30 protein-coding genes are annotated in these 17069 nt (G+C 58.9%); all 30 read right to left on the bottom strand.

The window, feature by feature from the left end:
* Positions 1-59: 59 nt before the first annotated feature.
* Positions 60-1940, bottom strand: coding sequence for a protein-disulfide reductase DsbD (gene dsbD / locus M0D65_RS30005; RefSeq protein WP_266255746.1), 1881 nt, complete (start codon positions 1938-1940; stop codon positions 60-62).
* Between the two features lie 281 nt (positions 1941-2221).
* Positions 2222-2617: a 50S ribosomal protein L17 gene (gene rplQ / locus M0D65_RS30000; RefSeq protein WP_091019652.1), complete on the bottom strand. Its 396-nt coding sequence runs from the start codon at positions 2615-2617 to the stop codon at positions 2222-2224.
* 142 nt (positions 2618-2759) lie between these two features.
* Entirely contained in the window at positions 2760-3737 is a 978-nt protein-coding gene (gene rpoA / locus M0D65_RS29995) for a DNA-directed RNA polymerase subunit alpha (RefSeq protein ID WP_091019650.1), read from the bottom strand.
* A gap of 124 nt (positions 3738-3861) precedes the next feature.
* Entirely contained in the window at positions 3862-4485 is a 624-nt protein-coding gene (gene rpsD, locus M0D65_RS29990) for a 30S ribosomal protein S4 (protein ID WP_091019647.1), read from the bottom strand.
* Between the two features lie 146 nt (positions 4486-4631).
* Positions 4632-5036 (bottom strand): 30S ribosomal protein S11, encoded by a 405-nt coding sequence (gene rpsK, locus M0D65_RS29985; protein WP_091019645.1) that lies wholly within the window; start codon positions 5034-5036, stop codon positions 4632-4634.
* A 28-nt stretch (positions 5037-5064) separates the two neighbouring features.
* Positions 5065-5430, bottom strand: a complete 366-nt coding sequence (gene rpsM, locus M0D65_RS29980; RefSeq protein ID WP_091019643.1) for a 30S ribosomal protein S13 — start codon at positions 5428-5430, stop codon at positions 5065-5067.
* A 41-nt stretch (positions 5431-5471) separates the two neighbouring features.
* Complete coding sequence (gene rpmJ / locus M0D65_RS29975; RefSeq protein ID WP_004199844.1) at positions 5472-5588, bottom strand: 50S ribosomal protein L36; 117 nt, start codon at positions 5586-5588, stop codon at positions 5472-5474.
* 20 nt (positions 5589-5608) lie between these two features.
* Positions 5609-5827 carry a translation initiation factor IF-1 gene (infA, locus tag M0D65_RS29970; RefSeq protein WP_004521905.1) on the bottom strand — a complete coding sequence of 73 codons (219 nt, stop codon included), beginning with the start codon at positions 5825-5827 and terminating at the stop codon, positions 5609-5611.
* 8 nt (positions 5828-5835) lie between these two features.
* Positions 5836-7182 carry a preprotein translocase subunit SecY gene (gene secY / locus M0D65_RS29965; RefSeq protein ID WP_091019640.1) on the bottom strand — a complete coding sequence of 449 codons (1347 nt, stop codon included), beginning with the start codon at positions 7180-7182 and terminating at the stop codon, positions 5836-5838.
* Between the two features lie 46 nt (positions 7183-7228).
* Positions 7229-7663: a 50S ribosomal protein L15 gene (rplO, locus tag M0D65_RS29960; RefSeq protein WP_091019638.1), complete on the bottom strand. Its 435-nt coding sequence runs from the start codon at positions 7661-7663 to the stop codon at positions 7229-7231.
* A 29-nt stretch (positions 7664-7692) separates the two neighbouring features.
* Complete coding sequence (rpmD, locus tag M0D65_RS29955) at positions 7693-7875, bottom strand: 50S ribosomal protein L30 (RefSeq protein WP_091019636.1); 183 nt, start codon at positions 7873-7875, stop codon at positions 7693-7695.
* An 11-nt stretch (positions 7876-7886) separates the two neighbouring features.
* Positions 7887-8405 (bottom strand): 30S ribosomal protein S5, encoded by a 519-nt coding sequence (gene rpsE / locus M0D65_RS29950; RefSeq protein ID WP_091019634.1) that lies wholly within the window; start codon positions 8403-8405, stop codon positions 7887-7889.
* 14 nt (positions 8406-8419) lie between these two features.
* The gene (rplR, locus tag M0D65_RS29945) at positions 8420-8785 is read right to left on the bottom strand and encodes a 50S ribosomal protein L18 (protein WP_091019632.1); all 366 of its coding nucleotides are present in this window, start codon (positions 8783-8785) and stop codon (positions 8420-8422) included.
* Positions 8786-8797: 12 nt separating this feature from the next.
* Positions 8798-9328: a 50S ribosomal protein L6 gene (rplF, locus tag M0D65_RS29940; protein ID WP_091019630.1), complete on the bottom strand. Its 531-nt coding sequence runs from the start codon at positions 9326-9328 to the stop codon at positions 8798-8800.
* 19 nt (positions 9329-9347) lie between these two features.
* Positions 9348-9743: a 30S ribosomal protein S8 gene (gene rpsH, locus M0D65_RS29935; RefSeq protein WP_091019626.1), complete on the bottom strand. Its 396-nt coding sequence runs from the start codon at positions 9741-9743 to the stop codon at positions 9348-9350.
* A gap of 14 nt (positions 9744-9757) precedes the next feature.
* On the bottom strand, positions 9758-10063 hold the full coding sequence (gene rpsN, locus M0D65_RS29930) for a 30S ribosomal protein S14 (protein ID WP_091019624.1): 306 nt from the start codon (positions 10061-10063) through the stop codon (positions 9758-9760).
* A gap of 7 nt (positions 10064-10070) precedes the next feature.
* Positions 10071-10610, bottom strand: a complete 540-nt coding sequence (rplE, locus tag M0D65_RS29925; RefSeq protein ID WP_091019622.1) for a 50S ribosomal protein L5 — start codon at positions 10608-10610, stop codon at positions 10071-10073.
* Positions 10611-10626: 16 nt separating this feature from the next.
* Positions 10627-10935: a 50S ribosomal protein L24 gene (gene rplX / locus M0D65_RS29920; RefSeq protein WP_091019620.1), complete on the bottom strand. Its 309-nt coding sequence runs from the start codon at positions 10933-10935 to the stop codon at positions 10627-10629.
* Positions 10936-10944: 9 nt separating this feature from the next.
* On the bottom strand, positions 10945-11313 hold the full coding sequence (rplN, locus tag M0D65_RS29915; protein ID WP_091019618.1) for a 50S ribosomal protein L14: 369 nt from the start codon (positions 11311-11313) through the stop codon (positions 10945-10947).
* Between the two features lie 290 nt (positions 11314-11603).
* Positions 11604-11876, bottom strand: a complete 273-nt coding sequence (gene rpsQ / locus M0D65_RS29910) for a 30S ribosomal protein S17 (protein ID WP_091019616.1) — start codon at positions 11874-11876, stop codon at positions 11604-11606.
* Positions 11873-12067, bottom strand: a complete 195-nt coding sequence (rpmC, locus tag M0D65_RS29905; protein WP_091019615.1) for a 50S ribosomal protein L29 — start codon at positions 12065-12067, stop codon at positions 11873-11875. The genes rpsQ and rpmC overlap by 4 nt, the downstream gene beginning before the upstream one ends.
* Before the next feature lie 10 nt (positions 12068-12077).
* Positions 12078-12494 (bottom strand): 50S ribosomal protein L16, encoded by a 417-nt coding sequence (gene rplP, locus M0D65_RS29900; RefSeq protein ID WP_091019613.1) that lies wholly within the window; start codon positions 12492-12494, stop codon positions 12078-12080.
* Between the two features lie 2 nt (positions 12495-12496).
* Positions 12497-13312, bottom strand: a complete 816-nt coding sequence (gene rpsC / locus M0D65_RS29895; protein ID WP_091019612.1) for a 30S ribosomal protein S3 — start codon at positions 13310-13312, stop codon at positions 12497-12499.
* Between the two features lie 11 nt (positions 13313-13323).
* Complete coding sequence (gene rplV, locus M0D65_RS29890; RefSeq protein WP_007180133.1) at positions 13324-13656, bottom strand: 50S ribosomal protein L22; 333 nt, start codon at positions 13654-13656, stop codon at positions 13324-13326.
* Between the two features lie 7 nt (positions 13657-13663).
* Entirely contained in the window at positions 13664-13939 is a 276-nt protein-coding gene (gene rpsS / locus M0D65_RS29885; RefSeq protein WP_091019609.1) for a 30S ribosomal protein S19, read from the bottom strand.
* Between the two features lie 10 nt (positions 13940-13949).
* Positions 13950-14777, bottom strand: coding sequence for a 50S ribosomal protein L2 (gene rplB / locus M0D65_RS29880; RefSeq protein WP_091019606.1), 828 nt, complete (start codon positions 14775-14777; stop codon positions 13950-13952).
* Between the two features lie 2 nt (positions 14778-14779).
* A complete protein-coding gene (gene rplW, locus M0D65_RS29875; RefSeq protein WP_091019604.1) occupies positions 14780-15094 on the bottom strand; it encodes a 50S ribosomal protein L23 in 315 nt (104 codons plus the stop codon).
* Positions 15091-15711: a 50S ribosomal protein L4 gene (gene rplD, locus M0D65_RS29870; protein WP_091019602.1), complete on the bottom strand. Its 621-nt coding sequence runs from the start codon at positions 15709-15711 to the stop codon at positions 15091-15093. The genes rplW and rplD overlap by 4 nt, the downstream gene beginning before the upstream one ends.
* Positions 15711-16370 (bottom strand): 50S ribosomal protein L3, encoded by a 660-nt coding sequence (gene rplC / locus M0D65_RS29865; protein WP_091019908.1) that lies wholly within the window; start codon positions 16368-16370, stop codon positions 15711-15713. Before rplC ends, rplD begins: the two co-directional genes overlap by 1 nt.
* Positions 16371-16568: 198 nt before the next feature.
* Entirely contained in the window at positions 16569-16880 is a 312-nt protein-coding gene (gene rpsJ, locus M0D65_RS29860) for a 30S ribosomal protein S10 (protein ID WP_091019600.1), read from the bottom strand.
* Positions 16881-17069 lie beyond the last annotated feature (189 nt).

Genomic DNA, 17069 nt, shown 5'->3' with positions numbered 1-17069 from the left:
GAAAAACAAAGGCGCTGATCAGCGCCTTTGTTTTTTATCTACTGCTTGCGCAGTACCACTCACGATTGCGGCTGCAGAGTCGCAGCACGATCGAGGCTGCGCAGAAACACATCCGCCGATTCATAACCCACGACGCGCAGCACTTCCTTCCCGCTACGGTCGAAGAAAATAATGCCCGGCGGCCCGAACAGCTTGAAGCGCTTGAGCAGCGCCTGGTCGTCGGGATTGTTCGCGGTCACGTCGGCCCGCAGCAGATCCATCTGCTTGAGTCGCGCCTGCACGCGCGGATCGCTGAACGTGAATTTCTCCATTTCCTTGCAGCTCACGCACCAGTCAGCGTAGAAATCGAGCATCGTCGGCTGGTTGCTTGCGGCGACCGCCTGATCGAGTTGCTGCGACGATCGGACCGGCGCGAAGATCAGATCGCTCTGCGCTGCCTGTGCGCCTTGCGCGCCGCCTGCCGCTCCCCCTACCGCAGCGCTACGAGCCGCGAGAACGGCGAGCGGCCGCAGCGGATCGGTGGATCCCGCTGCCAGGCCGACGAGCAGCACTGCGGCCCAGATCGCCAGCGCCGCACCGAGCCCGCGCCCGAGGCCACGCCAGATCGAACCGCCAGCCGTCTGCGCCGAAAACAAACCGAGCCCGGCTGCGGCGACGAGTAGCCACAACACGCTCAGCAGCATCTGTGCAGTCGCACCGAGCACCGGCCAGACGATCCACAGCGCAGCCGCAAGCAAGACGACGCCGAAGAACACCTTCACGCCATCCATCCAGGCACCGGCACGCGGCAACAGCGTCCCCGCACCGAGACCGATGATCAGCAGCGGAACGCCAAGTCCGATGCCCATCGAGAACAGTGCGGCCCCGCCGAGCCATGCGTTTCCTGTATGCGCAATGAACGCAAGCACGGCGAACAACGGCGCGGTCATGCATGCGCCGACGACGAGTGCCGAAAGCGCGCCCATCACTGCGACGGCCGCGAACTTGCCGCCCGAGCGCCCCTGCGATGCCTTCGATACACCGTCCTGCCAGCGCTGCGGCAAGGCGATATCGAAACCGGCGATCAACGTCAGTGCAAACGCCGTGAGCAGCACCGCGAAGACGCCGAGCACCCAGGGGTTCTGCAGCCACGCACCGAGGCTCTGGCCGATCAGCGCAGCGGCAATGCCGAGCGCCGTATAGACGAGCGCCATCCCGATCACGTAGGCGAGTGACAACGAGAAGCCGCGTGAGCGCGTAACCCGCGCACCTTCACCGATGATGATCGCGGACAGAATCGGGATCATCGGATACGAACACGGCAGCAGGCTCAATATGACACCCGCGATGAAGTACAAGCCGACGATCGTGAAGAAACCGCCGCCTTCGAGCAGCGATTGCGCATAGTCGGCGCTTGTTGCGCGTTCGTACCACGAGCCCTGCGGCCCTGCCGATGGCGACGCAGGCGTCGTAGCGGTGGTGGCCGCCGCAGCGTGGAGCGCAGCGCCGCTCACGTGATAGACACGCTCCATCGGCGGATAGCAGATGCCCGCATCGGCACAGCCCTGCGAGGTCACCGCGAGATCGAAACCGCCGGATGCCTGTTTGACGGGAATATGGATCGTCAGATCGCCGCGATAGGTCTCGACGTTTTTCGCGAACGTCTGATCGAACTTCACGTGACCGGCCGGCAACTGCGGATCGCCGAGCGTGGCGGTACCGCTTTTCACCGCGAAGGCAAAACGCTCGCGGTACATGTAGTAACCGTCGGCGATCTTGTAGTGCACGTCGACCACACCGGGTTGTTCGCTTGCACTGAAGCTGAATGCAACGGCGGGATCGAGGAAATCGTCGGCGGCGCGCGCGGCACCCGTCGACAACAGGATCAACGCAACACAGGAAAGCAGCAGTGCGACGAAGGATGTTGCGAGGCTCGATCGGCGGTCAATACGCTTGAACATGAAGGGGGCGTGGTGGGATGACGCGTCTGAATGAAGTGCTCCAGCTCCGGCGCGCGAACCGCACTGGTCTTGAAGAGCAGCTGAAATCGGGTGCGGTAATCGTAACACCTGATGCTGTGCGCCCGCTCGCGGCCAGTGCGGCTATCGGTCGCGCCGTATAGGGCTAAAACAGGCATGTAACCGATCCGCATCAACAAAAAAGCCAGGCATTGTGAGCCTGGCTTTTCAGTGCAATTCGTTGCCGCAGATTCGACTCGACTGAGCGACTGCGGCCGCAGAATTTATTCTGCTTCAGTAACGTTGTCGCCTTCCGGGGTTTCCGGACGATCAAGCAGTTCGACCAGCGCCATCGGTGCATTGTCGCCGACGCGGAAACCGAACTTCAGGATACGCAGGTAGCCGCCGGGACGGTTCGCGAAACGCGGACCGAGCACGTCGAACAGCTTGCCCACCGAGTCACGGTCGCGCAGGCGGTTGAACGCCAGACGACGATTGGCCAACGACGGCTTCTTGCCGAGCGTGATCAGCGGCTCGACGACTTTACGGAGTTCCTTCGCCTTCGGCAGCGTCGTCTTGATGACTTCGTGCTCGATCAGCGAGTTGGACATGTTACGGAGCATTGCCAGACGGTGGCTGCTCGTGCGGTTCAGTTTCCGCAAACCATGACGGTGACGCATTTCAATTCCTTCGATTCAAAGTTTTGGTCCAGCTCTTCTATCGCTTCCTATGTTGCGGAAGCACGGGCCGGTAGTGAAAAAGGCAAGACGCGGATTTTAAAGGAAAATCCGCGTCTTTACCAGTCGCGGTACAGCGTACGATTTACTTGTCCAAACCAGCCGGCGGCCAGTTTTCCAGCTTCATACCGAGCGTCAGGCCGCGCGAAGCGAGCACTTCCTTGATCTCGTTCAGCGACTTGCGACCCAGGTTCGGCGTCTTCAGCAACTCGTTTTCCGTGCGCTGGATCAGATCGCCGATGTAGTAGATGTTCTCGGCCTTCAGGCAGTTCGCGGAACGAACCGTCAACTCGAGATCGTCCACCGGACGCAGCAGGATCGGATCGATCTGCGGTGCACGCGACGGTGCTTCAGCAGCGGCTTCCGTGCCTTCCAGCGCAGCGAACACCGACAGCTGATCGACGAGGATGCGCGCCGATTGACGGATCGCTTCTTCCGGCGAAATCACACCGTTGGTTTCGATGTTCATCACGAGCTTGTCGAGGTCGGTACGCTGTTCGACACGCGCGCTTTCCACGGCGTAGCTCACGCGGCGAACCGGCGAGAACGATGCATCCAGCACGATACGACCGATGATCTTGGCCGATTCTTCGCCATAGCGACGCACGTTGCCCGGCACATAACCACGGCCCTTTTCGACCTTGATCTGCACGTCGAGCTTGCCACCCTTCGACAGATGCGCGATGACGTGGTCAGGGTTGATGACTTCGCAATCGTGGGCGAGTTCGATATCGCCAGCGGTAACGAGGCCTTCGCCTTCCTTGCGCAGCGTGACCGTTACTTCGTCACGGTTGTGCAACTTGAATACGACACCCTTGAGGTTCAACAACAGGTTGACGACATCCTCTTGCACACCGTCGAGCGTCGAGTATTCATGCACGACGCCTGCGATCGTCACTTCGGTCGGCGCGTAGCCGATCATCGACGACAGCAGCACGCGCCGAAGCGCGTTACCCAAGGTATGGCCATAGCCGCGTTCAAACGGCTCCATGACCACTTTCGCGTGGCTCTCGCCGAGCGATTCGACAGCGATGATCTTGGGCTTCAACAAACTGGTTTGCATAGGTTTTCCTTTTCAATACCCTCGGCTCGTTACACCGATAAGGCTGACCGGTAACAACCTGAAAATAAACAGCCGAGCCGCCCCCTTGCTCAGCGCAATCAGGGCGCCCCGGCCGTCAATCCGATTACCGCGAATACAATTCGACGATCAGGCTTTCGTTGATATCGCCAGCGATGTCGCTGCGTTCCGGCTTTTGCTTGAACGTGCCTTCGAATTTCTTCGAATCGACGGAGACCCAGCTCGGCAGACCGCCTTGCTCGGCCAGCGACAGCGCTTCGAGAATCCGCGCTTGCTTCTTCGCCTGTTCGCGCACCGACACGACGTCGCCAGCCTTGATCTGCATCGACGGAATGTTGGAGACGACGCCATTCACCGTGATCGCCTTGTGGCCCACGAGCTGACGCGCTTCAGCGCGCGTCGAGCCGAAGCCCATGCGATACACGACGTTGTCGAGACGCGATTCGAGCAGTTGCAACAGGTTTTCACCGGTGTTGCCCTTGATACGGTCAGCGTCAGCGAAGTAACGGCGGAACTGGCGTTCGAGCACACCGTAGATGCGCTTCACTTTTTGCTTTTCGCGCAGCTGCGTGCCGTAGTCGGACGTACGCGCACCCGAGGTGCGGCCATGCTGGCCAGGCTTGCTGTCAAGCTTGCACTTGTCAGCGAGCGAACGACGGGCGCTCTTCAGGAAGAGGTCAGTGCCTTCACGGCGGGACAACTTGGCTTTAGGGCCGATATAGCGTGCCACTTTGCATTCCTTCTATGATTGATCACGTGAACTTGCATTCACGCTAGTCCGAACCCTTTGGGTCGAACGGTGGGCTTAGTTAATTCAATAACGCAAGTAGCCTGTCGACGCCCAAGGCGGCAACAGGCACAAGCAAACGCGGCGCCTTAGATACGGCGACGCTTCGGCGGACGGCAGCCGTTATGCGGAACCGGCGTCACGTCGGAGATCGTGGTGATCTTGATACCAAGACCATGCAGCGCGCGCACCGCGGACTCACGGCCAGGGCCAGGGCCCTTGATCCGCACTTCGAGGTTCTTCACGCCGTATTCCATCGCCACGCGGCCAGCCGATTCGGCTGCCACCTGAGCTGCAAACGGCGTCGACTTACGCGAGCCCTTGAAGCCCTGACCACCCGACGTTGCCCAGGCAAGCGCGTTGCCTTGACGATCGGTGATCGTGATGATGGTGTTGTTGAACGACGCGTGAACGTGAACCACGCCCTCGGCGACGTTCTTCTTGACCTTCTTGCGAACGCGTTGCGCCGCCGAGTTGTTCGAAGCCTTAGCCATTACGTTTTCCTGTAACTGTCAATTCCGCTTACTTCTTCAGCGACTGCGCTGCACGACGCGGACCCTTGCGTGTACGGGCGTTCGTACGCGTACGCTGACCACGCAGGGGCAGGCCCTTGCGATGGCGCACGCCACGGTAGCAGCCCAGATCCATCAGGCGCTTGATGTTCATCGTCGTTTCACGGCGCAGATCGCCTTCGACGATGAACTTGCCAATTTCTTCACGCAGCTTTTCGAGGTCTGCGTCGCTCAGGTCCTTGACCTTCTTCGAAAATGCCACACCAGACGCGACGCAAATGTCGCGTGAACGCGTGCGGCCAATACCGTAGATCGCCGTCAGGCCGATTTCGGTATGCTGGTGGTTCGGGATGTTAACCCCTGCGATACGAGCCATTGTTTTTCCTCAAACAAAAAGCGCAAGCAAAAGCGCGGCGTTCAGCCTTGACGCTGTTTGTGGCGCGGATCAGAACTGCAAATCACCCGCACAACGCCCTTGCGCTTGATGATCTTGCAATTGCGGCAAATGCGCTTAACCGATGCCATCACTTTCATGATATTACCCTTTTTTCAAATCACTTCGCCCGGAACACGATCCGCGCACGCGACAGATCGTAAGGCGTCAACTCAACCGTCACCTTGTCGCCGGGCAGGATGCGGATGTAGTGCATCCGCATCTTCCCGGATATGTGTCCCAATACGACATGGCCGTTTTCCAGCTTCACCCGAAAGGTAGCGTTGGGGAGGTTTTCGATGACCTCACCCTGCATCTGGATTACATCGTCTTTGGCCATGTGTCCTTTCAACGCATCGGGACGCCGCCGCCTTTGAAGTTTGCTTTCTTCAGCAGCGATTCATACTGTTGCGACATAACGTACGACTGCACCTGCGCCATGAAATCCATTGTGACGACGACAATGATCAGCAGCGACGTTCCACCAAAATAAAACGGCACGTTCCAGCGCAGCACCAGAAACTCGGGCAGCAGGCAAACAAACACGATGTAGATCGCACCCGCCAGCGTCAAACGCGTGAGAATGCGGTCGATATATCGCGCCGTCTGATCGCCCGGGCGAATGCCTGGGACGAAAGCGCCGCTCTTCTTCAGGTTGTCAGCTGTTTCCCTGCTGTTGAACACCAGTGCGGTGTAGAAAAAGCAGAAAAACACGATTGCCAACGCATACAGCAATACATACACCGGTTGCCCAGGCTTCAGCGCTTCGGCCACGTTATGCAGCGTGTCCGAGAACCAGCCTGTGCGCGACCCCGAACTAAACCAGTTCAGGATAGTTGCCGGGAACAGGATGATCGACGATGCGAAGATCGGCGGAATCACACCCGACATGTTCAGCTTCAGCGGCAAATGCGAAGACTGACCGCCGTAAATCTTGTTGCCGACCTGCCGCTTCGCGTAATTCACAAGAATCTTGCGCTGGCCGCGTTCGATAAACACCACCAGATACGTCACAGCAGCAATCAGCGCGACCACGATAATCGCCGACACGGGACCCATCGAGCCGGTTTGCACCAGCGAGACCAGCCCACCGATCGCGTTCGGGAAACCCGCCGCAATCCCGCCGAAGATGATGATCGAAATACCGTTACCAAGACCGCGTTCCGTGATCTGCTCGCCGAGCCACATCAGGAACATCGTGCCCGTCACGAGCGTCACGACCGTCGTCAACCGGAATACCATCCCCGGATCGATTACCAACGCCGGTTGATTCTCCAGCGCCACCGCAATACCAAAAGCCTGGAACGTCGCCAGCACAACCGTAAAGACCCGCGTGTACTGCGTGATCTTCCGCTGTCCCGACTGCCCTTCCTTCTTCAGCGCCTCGAGCTGCGGCGAAACGATCGCCAGCAACTGCATGATGATCGACGCCGAGATATACGGCATGATCCCCAGCGCAAAAATCGTAAACCTCGAAAGTGCGCCACCCGAGAACATGTTGAACATGCCAAGGATGCCACCCGACTGGCTTTGAAACAGCTTTGCCAGTTGGTCCGGGTCAATACCCGGCACCGGAATATGCGCGCCGATACGATAGACGATCAGTGCCAGCAGCAGAAACACTGCCCGCCGACGCAGATCGCCATACTTCGCCGCGCTTCGACCGGGTTTTGCGAGACTCGGGCTGTTAGCCAAGTAGCTTCTCCGATGCAAATGCTAGTGACGGCAACCGACTTGCTCGTTACTCGGCAAAAGAACCGCCTGCTGCTTCAATCGCAGCACGCGCGCCCTTCGTCGCACCCAAACCCTTCACCACGATCTTGCGCTTCAGTTCGCCCGTAGCGATGATCTTGGCGCTGCGCGTCAGTTCGCCGACCAGGCCGGCTTGCTTCAGTGCGAGCAGATCGATTTCGTCGACCGGCAGCTTTTCCAGATCCGAGAGACGCACTTCACCGACGAATTCCTTCGTCAGCGAGGTGAAGCCGCGCTTCGGCAGACGACGTTGCAAAGGCATCTGACCGCCTTCGAAACCCACCTTGTGGAAGCCGCCCGAACGCGATTTCTGACCTTTATGGCCACGACCTGCGGTCTTACCGAGGCCGGAGCCGATGCCGCGGCCGACGCGACGCTTAGCGTGCTTCGAGCCTTCTGCCGGCTTCAGGGTATTCAATTCCATTATCAACTCCTTGAGTCCCGGTCAGCTGCTTAGCCGATGACCTTAACGAGGTACGAAACCTTGTTGATCATGCCGCGCACAGCAGGCGTGTCTTGCAACTCGCTAACCGAGTTGAGTCGGCGCAGGCCGAGACCACGGACCGTTGCACGGTGTGTTTCGCGGGTCCCAATCACGCTCTTGACGAGCTGAACCTTGACAGTTTTTTCAGACATGGTGTCCACCTTTAGCCGAGAATTTCTTCGACGGACTTGCCACGCTTCGCCGCGATATCACCCGGCGTCGACTGCTTGCGCAGGCCGTCGAGCGTTGCACGAACGAGGTTGTACGGGTTCGTCGAACCATGGCTCTTGGCCACAACATTCTGCACGCCCATCACGTCGAACACTGCGCGCATCGGGCCGCCGGCGATCACACCGGTACCGTCCTTCGCCGGAGCGAGGAGGACCATCGATGCGCCGTGCTTGCCGTGCACTTCGTGCTGCAACGTACCGTTCTTGAGCGGTACCTTGAACATGTTGCGACGAGCCTGTTCCATTGCCTTCTGGACGGCAACCGGCACTTCCTTCGCCTTGCCCTTGCCCATACCGACGCGACCATCGCCATCGCCAACCACGGTCAGTGCGGCGAAACCGAGAATCCGGCCGCCCTTCACCACCTTGGTCACGCGATTGACCGAGATCATCTTTTCACGAAGGCCGTCGTCGCGTTCGTCAGCCTGAACTTTCGCTTGCATCTTTGCCATGACGAATTCTTCCCTTAGAACTTGAGCCCGGCTTCGCGCGCAGCATCAGCCAGCGCCTTAACGCGGCCGTGATAGCGGAAACCCGAGCGGTCGAAGGCGACGGATTCGATGCCGGCAGCCTTAGCCTTTTCTGCAATGCGCTTGCCGATCAACGTGGCAGCGGCGACGTTGCCGCCCTTGCCGGTCTTTTCAGCCAGTTCCGCACGCACTTCGGCTTCGAGCGTCGACGCGCTGGCGAGCACCTTGGTGCCGCACGGCGAGAACACCTGTGCATAGATGTGCGTGTTCGTGCGATGCACGGCGAGACGCGCGACCTGCAGCTCAGCGATCTTGATACGCGTCTGACGAGCGCGGCGCAGGCGAGATTGAGTCTTATCCATGATTGCGCACCCTTACTTCTTCTTCGTTTCTTTAAGGATCACGACTTCGTCGGCGTAGCGCACACCCTTGCCCTTATAGGGCTCGGGCGGACGATAACCGCGAACTTCCGCAGCTACCTGGCCGACCTTCTGCTTGTCGATTCCCTTGATCACGATTTCGGTTTGCGTCGGGGTTTCAGCCTTGATGCCTTCCGGCATCTGGTGCACCACCGGGTGCGAGAAACCCAGCGACAGATTCAGCTTGTCGCCTTGCGCCTGTGCGCGGTAACCGACGCCAACCAGCGTCAGCTTGCGCTCGAAACCCTTCGTAACGCCGTGCACCATGTTCGCAACCAGTGCGCGCATCGTGCCCGACATCGCATTCGCTTCGCGGCTTTCGTCAACCGGCTCGAACTTCACGACGCCGCTGTCGATCGCCACCTTCACGAGGCTGTTGCCAGCTCGCGAAATCGTACCCAGTGGGCCCTTGACGATGATGTCGTCGCCGCTCAAGGCAACTTCTGCGCCTTGCAGCACGATCGGGCTTTTACCTACTCGAGACATGTTTCTCTCTCCTTTCGGCTTAAGCGACGTAGCAGATGACTTCGCCGCCCACGCCAGTAGCGCGAGCCTTGCGGTCAGTCATCACACCCTTGGGCGTCGAAACGATCGCCACACCCAGGCCATTCATGACCTGAGGGATGTCGTTACGGCCACGGTACACACGCAGACCAGGCTTCGAAACGCGTTCAAGGCGTTCGATAACCGGGCGGCCAGCGTAGTACTTCAACGCGATATTCAATTCAGACTTCGCACCTTCGGACTTCACTGCGAAATCATCGATATAGCCTTCGTCCTTCAGGACCTGCGCGATCGCAATCTTGACTTTCGACGAGGGCATTGTCACCGAAACCTTCTCAACCATCTGCGCATTGCGGATGCGAGTCAGCATATCGGCGATAGGATCACTCATGCTCATTTACGTATCTCCTATTACCAGCTCGCCTTGGTCAGGCCAGGGATCTCGCCACGGAACGCGATTTCACGAATCTTGTTACGAGCAAGGCCGAATTTACGGAACGTGCCACGCGGACGACCGGTAATGGCGCAACGATTGCGCTTACGGGTCGGGTTCGAATTACGCGGCAGTTGTTGCAGTTCCAGACGGGCCGCATAACGCTCTTCGTCCGTCTTGCTTTGGTCGTCGATGATCGCCTTCAGCGCGAGGCGCTTCGGTGCGAACTTCGCTGCAAGGCGGGCGCGCTTCTTTTCACGTTCGATCAGTGCCAGTTTAGCCACGGTAACCTCAGTTTCTGAACGGGAACTTGAAGCTGGCGAGCAGTGCCTTTGCTTCGTCGTCAGTCTTCGCAGTCGTCGTGATGCTGATATTCAGCCCACGCAGTGCGTCGATCTTGTCGTAGTCAATTTCGGGGAAAATGATCTGCTCTTTCACACCGATGTTGTAGTTGCCGCGACCGTCGAACGCACGACCCGACACGCCACGGAAGTCACGCACCCGGGGGAGCGCAACCGTCACGAAACGGTCCAGAAATTCGTACATTGCCTGGCCACGCAACGTGACCATCGCACCGATCGGATAGCCCTGACGGATCTTGAAGCCGGCAATTGCCTTGCGCGCCTTCGTGATCACCGGCTTCTGACCAGCGATCTTCGTCAGATCGCCCACAGCGTTTTCGATGATCTTCTTGTCAGCGACGGCTTCGCCAAGACCCATATTCAGGGTGATCTTGGTGATGCGCGGCACTTCCATCACGGACTTGTAACCGAACTTCTCGGTCAGGCCGGGAACAACCTTCTCTTTATAGAACTCTTGCAAACGTGCCATTTTTCACTCCGCAGCGTCAGGCGCTCAGCACTGCACCGGTCGATTTGAGGAAACGAACCTTCTTGTCTCCCTCGACCTTGATGCCGACACGCGACGGCTTGCCATTTCCGTCGACCAGCGCGACGTTCGAAATGTGCAACGGCATTGTCTTTGCTTCCACGCCGCCCGTCGTACCCTTCATCGGATTCGGCTTGACATGCTTCTTGACGATGTTGATGCCTTCGACAGTCAGGCGATCTTCATCAAGGGCGAGCACGACTCCGCGCTTGCCTTTGTCTTTGCCGGTGATGATGATGACCTCGTCACCCTTGCGAATCTTGTTCATCGCGACTCCTTACAGCACTTCCGGTGCCAACGAAACGATCTTCATAAACCGTTCGGTGCGCAACTCACGTGTAACCGGCCCGAAAATGCGGGTGCCGATCGGCTCAAGCTTGGCATTCAAAAGCACGGCGGCATTGCCGTCGAACTTGATCAGCGAGCCGTCCGGACGACGCACGCCCTTGGCGGTGCGAACCACCACGGCGTTATAAATTTCGCCTTTCTTGACGCGCCCGCGCGGCGTTGCCTCTTTGACGCTCACCTTGATGATGTCGCCGATGCTGGCATAACGACGCTTCGAGCCGCCGAGCACCTTGATGCACAGGACTTCACGTGCACCCGTGTTGTCGGCCACTTCAAGCCGAGTTTCGGTCTGGATCATGGTTTATCATTCCCAACTTAATCCGGACGCGCCACCATGGCACACCCGGTCAGTCTTGGTCCCGTCAGCCGACTGGCTGCTTGGGTAAGAACAGCAGCGACAGCAAACGAAACCCGCCATCGCAATCCGGTGAATCTTTCAGCCCGGACTGGCGCCCGAACTGCTTCCCCCACCAACTTCGCCCGCGACGGGGCTCCCACAAAGAGGGAAGACCGAGATTATAACAAATAATCTCGGTCTTGCAAGCGAAACTTACTGCGATTTCAGCTACTGCTACAACTGTGCAATCTTTAGATCACGCGAGCTGCTTCAACGAGGCGCGACACGGTCCAGGCCTTCGTCTTTGCGATCGGACGGGTTTCCTGGATTTCAACGAGGTCACCCTCGTTGTACGTGTTCGTCTCGTCGTGCGCGTGATACTTCTTCGAGCGCACAACGTACTTGCCGTACATCGGGTGCTTCACGCGGTGCTCGACCAGCACGGTAACCGTCTTGTCCATCTTGTTGCTGACGACCTTGCCGACCAGCGTCCGCTTAAGCGAGGTTTTTACGCTATCGTTCATTTCTGGTTCGCCTTCTCAGTCAGGACGGTCCGCACACGTGCGATGTCGCGACGAACCTTCTTCAGCTGGCTCGTGTTAGTGAGCTGCTGGGTCGCGAGTTGCATGCGCAGGCCGAATTGCGCCTTCAACAGGTCCGACAGCTCCTTGTTGAGCGCGGCCTGATCTTTCGGGTGAAGTTCGGAAGCCTTCATCGTTTACTCCTTAGGCGCCGAGCTGGCGCACGATAAACGCCGTCTTCAGCGGCAGCTTCGCTGCAGCCAGACGGAACGCTTCGCGTGCCAGTTCTTCGGTTACGCCGTCCATTTCGTACAGCATCTTGCCCGGTTGAATCTCTGCGACGTAGTACTCAGGGTTACCTTTACCGTTACCCATCCGTACTTCAGCCGGCTTTTGCGAGATCGGCTTGTCCGGGAAAATACGGATCCAGATCCGGCCACCGCGCTTGATGTGACGCGTCATGGCACGACGAGCAGCCTCAATCTGACGCGCCGTCAGGCGGCCACGACCGATCGACTTCAGACCGTACTCACCGAACGACACCGCGTTGCCGCGAGTAGCCACGCCGGTGTTACGACCTTTCTGCTCTTTGCGATACTTCCTGCGTTTCGGTTGCAGCATCGTTATTCTCCAGTCTTGCCGTCGCCGTCGGGTTTGCCACCCGGCGTCGCACGACGCGGCGCACCACGGCGCGCACCTGCCGGGGCTCCGCCTTCGCCATCACGGCGCGGACGACGATCGCCACCCGGGCGCGCATTGCGGCGCGGACGCTTTTCTTCAGCGACTTCTTCCACCACCGGTGCGTCGTTGCGGCCGAGCGTGTCGCCCTTGTAGACCCACACCTTGACGCCGATGATGCCGTACGTCGTCTTCGCTTCCGAAGTGGCGTAGTCGATGTCCGCACGCAGCGTATGAAGCGGTACGCGACCTTCGCGATACCATTCCGTACGGGCGATTTCGATCCCGTTCAGACGGCCCGCGCTCATGATCTTGATGCCCTGGGCACCGAGACGCATCGCGTTTTGCATGGCACGCTTCATCGCGCGACGGAACATGATCCGGCGCTCGAGCTGTTGCGTAATCGAATCGGCGATCAGTTGCGCATCAGTTTCCGGCTTGCGGATTTCTTCGATGTTCACGTGAACCGGAACACCCATGCGCTTCTGCAGCTCGGACTTCAGCAGTTCGATGTCCTCGCCCTTCTTGCCGATCACGACACCCGGACGCGAGCTGTAAATCGTGATGCGAGCGTTCTTTGCCGGACGCTCGATCACAACACGGCCCACCGAAGCGTTCTTCAGCTTCTTCTTCAGGTATTCACGAACACCGATGTCTTCCTGCAACATCGCCGCGAAATTGTTGTTGTTCGCGTACCAACGCGACGCCCAATTGCGGCTGACGGCCAAACGGAAGCCAGTCGGATGAATTTTCTGTCCCATCGTATGACCCCTTAATTCCCGACCGTCACAGTGATGTGACAGGATTGCTTCTCGATGCGATTGCCGCGGCCTTTAGCGCGCGCGGTGAACCGCTTGAGAGAGGCCGCCTTATCGATATAGATGCTCGTGATCTTGAGCTCGTCGATATCAGCGCCTTCGTTGTGCTCCGCATTCGCGATCGCCGACAGCACGACCTTTTTCACGATGCCAGCCGCTTTCTTCGGCGAGAACGTCAGAACGTTCAGCGCCTTGTCGACCGGCAAACCGCGGATCTGGTCAGCCACAAGGCGCGTTTTCTGCGCCGAGATGCGGGCACCGCGATGAATTGCTTTCACTTCCATCATGAGCCCCTTATTTCTTGGCCTTCTTGTCGGCTGCATGACCCTTGAACGTACGGGTCAATGCAAACTCGCCAAGCTTGTGGCCGACCATGTTTTCCGAGACGTACACCGGAACGTGTTGACGGCCGTTATGGACGGCGATCGTCAGACCGATGAAGTCCGGGAGGATCGTCGAACGACGTGACCAGGTCTTGATCGGTTTCTTGTCGCGCGTAGCTGCAGCCGCCTCTACCTTCTTCAGCAAATGGGCGTCGCAGAACGGACCTTTTTTTACAGAACGTGCCATTGTCTGCTCCTTAACGCTTGTGACGGCGCTGGACGATCATGCTCGTCGTGCGCTTGTTGCTGCGGGTACGGTAGCCCTTCGTCGGCGTGCCCCACGGGCTCACCGGATGGCGACCTGCTGCCGTCTTGCCTTCACCGCCACCGTGCGGGTGGTCGACCGGGTTCATGACAACGCCACGCACCGTCGGACGGATACCGCGCCAGCGATTTGCGCCGGCCTTACCGATTTGACGGAGGCTGTGTTCTTCGTTGCCCACTTCACCGATCGTTGCGCGGCACTCGACGTGCACGCGGCGGATTTCGCCGGAGCGCAGGCGAACCTGCGCGTACGTGCCTTCGCGAGCCAGCAGCATGGCCGACGTGCCAGCCGAACGTGCGATTTGCGCGCCCTTGCCCGGCAGCATTTCGATGCAGTGAATCGTCGTACCGACGGGGATGTTGCGGATCGGCAGCGTGTTGCCAGCCTTGATCGGCGCTTCCGAGCCGGACAGCAGTTGCTGGCCGACCGTCATACCCTTCGATGCGATGATGTAGCGACGTTCGCCGTCTGCGTACAGAACCAGTGCGATGTTCGCGCTGCGGTTCGGGTCGTATTCGAGACGCTCGACCTTTGCCGGAATGCCGTCCTTCGAACGCTTGAAGTCGACGATACGGTACTGTTGCTTATGACCACCGCCCTTATGGCGTGTGGTGATGTGGCCGTTGTTGTTACGGCCGGCGGTCACGCTCTGCGAATCGAGCAGCGGTGCGAACGGCTTGCCCTTATGCAGATCCTTGTTGACCACCTTGACCATCGCACGGCGGCCCGGCGAAGTCGGCTTAACTTTAACGATTGCCATGATTACTTGGCCTCCGCTTCAAAGTTGATTTCCTGGCCGGGCTTCAGGCAGACATACGCCTTCTTCACGTCCTTGCGCTTGCCCATGAAGCGGCCAAAGCGCTTGGCTTTACCCTTCTGGACCAGAACGTTGACGGAATTGACTTCCACCTTGAACAGCAGCTCGACAGCAGCCTTCACTTCCTGCTTCGTCGCATCCGGCGCGACTTCGAACACGACTTGCTCGTGCTTGTCGGCCACCAGCGTCGCTTTTTCGGAGATCACCGGCGCGAGCAGAACCTGCATCAAACGATGATCGTTTTTGCGAATCTCGCTCATGACAGCAACTCCTCGATCTGGGCGACCGCGGCTTTCGTGATCAGTACTTTCTTGAAGTAGATCAGCGACAGCGGGTCGGCATAACGCGGCTCGACAACCGCCACGTGGGCGAGGTTGCGCGACGCGAGGTACAGGTTTTCGTCAACCGTGTCGGTAATGACCAGCACGGAATCGAGACCCATTGCCTTGAATTTTTCGGCCAGCAGCTTGGTCTTCGGCGCTTCGAGCGTCAGCTCGTCAACCACCGAGATACGGCCTTCACGGGCCAGCTGCGAGAAGATCGAGCAGAGACCTGCGCGATGCATCTTCTTGTTGACCTTGTGCGAGAAGTTTTCTTCCGGCGAATTCGGGAAGATACGGCCACCGCCGCGCCACAACGGGCTCGACGACATACCGGCACGGGCGCGGCCCGTACCCTTCTGGCGCCACGGCTTCTTGGTCGTGTGCTTGACCTGCTCACGATCCTTCTGCGCGCGGTTGCCGCTACGGGCATTGGCCTGGTAGGCCACCACGACCTGGTGAATCAGGGCTTCGTTGTAGTCACGGCCGAACACGACGTCCGACGCGCTGACTGCTGCGCCTTCCTGACCATTGGCGTTCAGGAGCTTAAGTTCCATTATTTCGCTCCTTTCACGGCACGCGTCTTCACGGCCGGCGTCACGAAGACCTTGCCGCCCTTCGCACCCGGAACGGCACCGCGGACCAGCAACAGCTTGCGGTCGGTGTCGATACGAGCGATTTCGAGGTTTTGTACCGTAACGGTGTCGTCACCCATGTGACCGGTCATGCGCTTACCCGGGAACACACGGCCCGGATCCTGCGCCATACCGATCGAACCCGGCACGTTGTGCGAGCGCGAGTTACCGTGCGAGGCACGGCCAGATGCGAAGTTGTGACGCTTGATGGTACCGGCGTAGCCCTTACCGATCGACACGCCTTGCACGTCGACTTTCTGGCCCACTTCGAAGACATCGACGTCCACCACTGTGCCAGCCGACAACTCGGCTGCCTTAGCGGCATCGATCTGGAATTCCTTGAGGATTTCGCCTGCCTGAACACCGGCTTTGGCGAGATGACCTGCGAGCGGCTTCGTCACGCGTGAAGCACGGCGCGTACCGAACGCAACCTGAACAGCTGTGTAGCCGTCGGTTTCAACAGTCTTGATCTGCGTCACGCGGTTGTCGGACACGTCCAGCACGGTAACGGGAATCGAATCCCCTTCAGCCGTGAAGATACGGGTCATGCCAACCTTGCGACCTACGAGTCCAAGGCTCATCGTTTTCTCCATTCCCGACTGCGATTGGTCGGGGCTAATTTACAAAATGCCGGTGCTCGGACCCGTGTTTAACCGGGAAATCACACCGACTTTTTTGCGCAAATGCGCGAAAAGCCTTGCATTATAGCAGGCTTTTCGTTTTCCGCAAGCAATCAATGACTTAGCACTGCCCGATACCCCGGACAGTCTGTACAACCCTTATTGCAGCTTGATTTCGACGTCCACGCCAGCCGGCAGATCGAGCTTCATCAATGCGTCGACGGTCTTGTCCGTCGGATCGACGATGTCCATCAGGCGCTGGTGGGTACGAATTTCGAGCTGGTCACGCGACGTCTTGTTGACGTGCGGCGAGCGCAGAATGTCGAAGCGTTGAATACGCGTCGGCAGCGGCACCGGACCACGGACGATCGCGCCAGTGCGCTTGGCCGTATCGACGATTTCAGCAGCCGATTGATCGATCAGGCGATAGTCGAAAGCCTTCAGGCGAATACGGATTTTCTGGTTCGGCATGACAATTCCTTGAAAAGAGCGAGGCGGTCTTGCACCGCCGGATTAAAAAAGAACGTAGGACCGGGCACCCTCCGCGGAGGCGGGCACCCGGTCCCGGGCACCTTTACTGCAACTACAACAGCAAGCCCGCGATTTTACTCGAGGATCTTGGCAACGACACCAGCGCCGACGGTACGGCCACCTTCGCGG

It is taken from the genome of Paraburkholderia sp. CHISQ3 (assembly GCF_030464945.1).
Lineage (GTDB): Bacteria > Pseudomonadota > Gammaproteobacteria > Burkholderiales > Burkholderiaceae > Paraburkholderia > Paraburkholderia megapolitana.
Note: the sequence above shows the minus strand (reverse complement) of the source record. Positions and strands in the feature narration are given on the sequence as shown.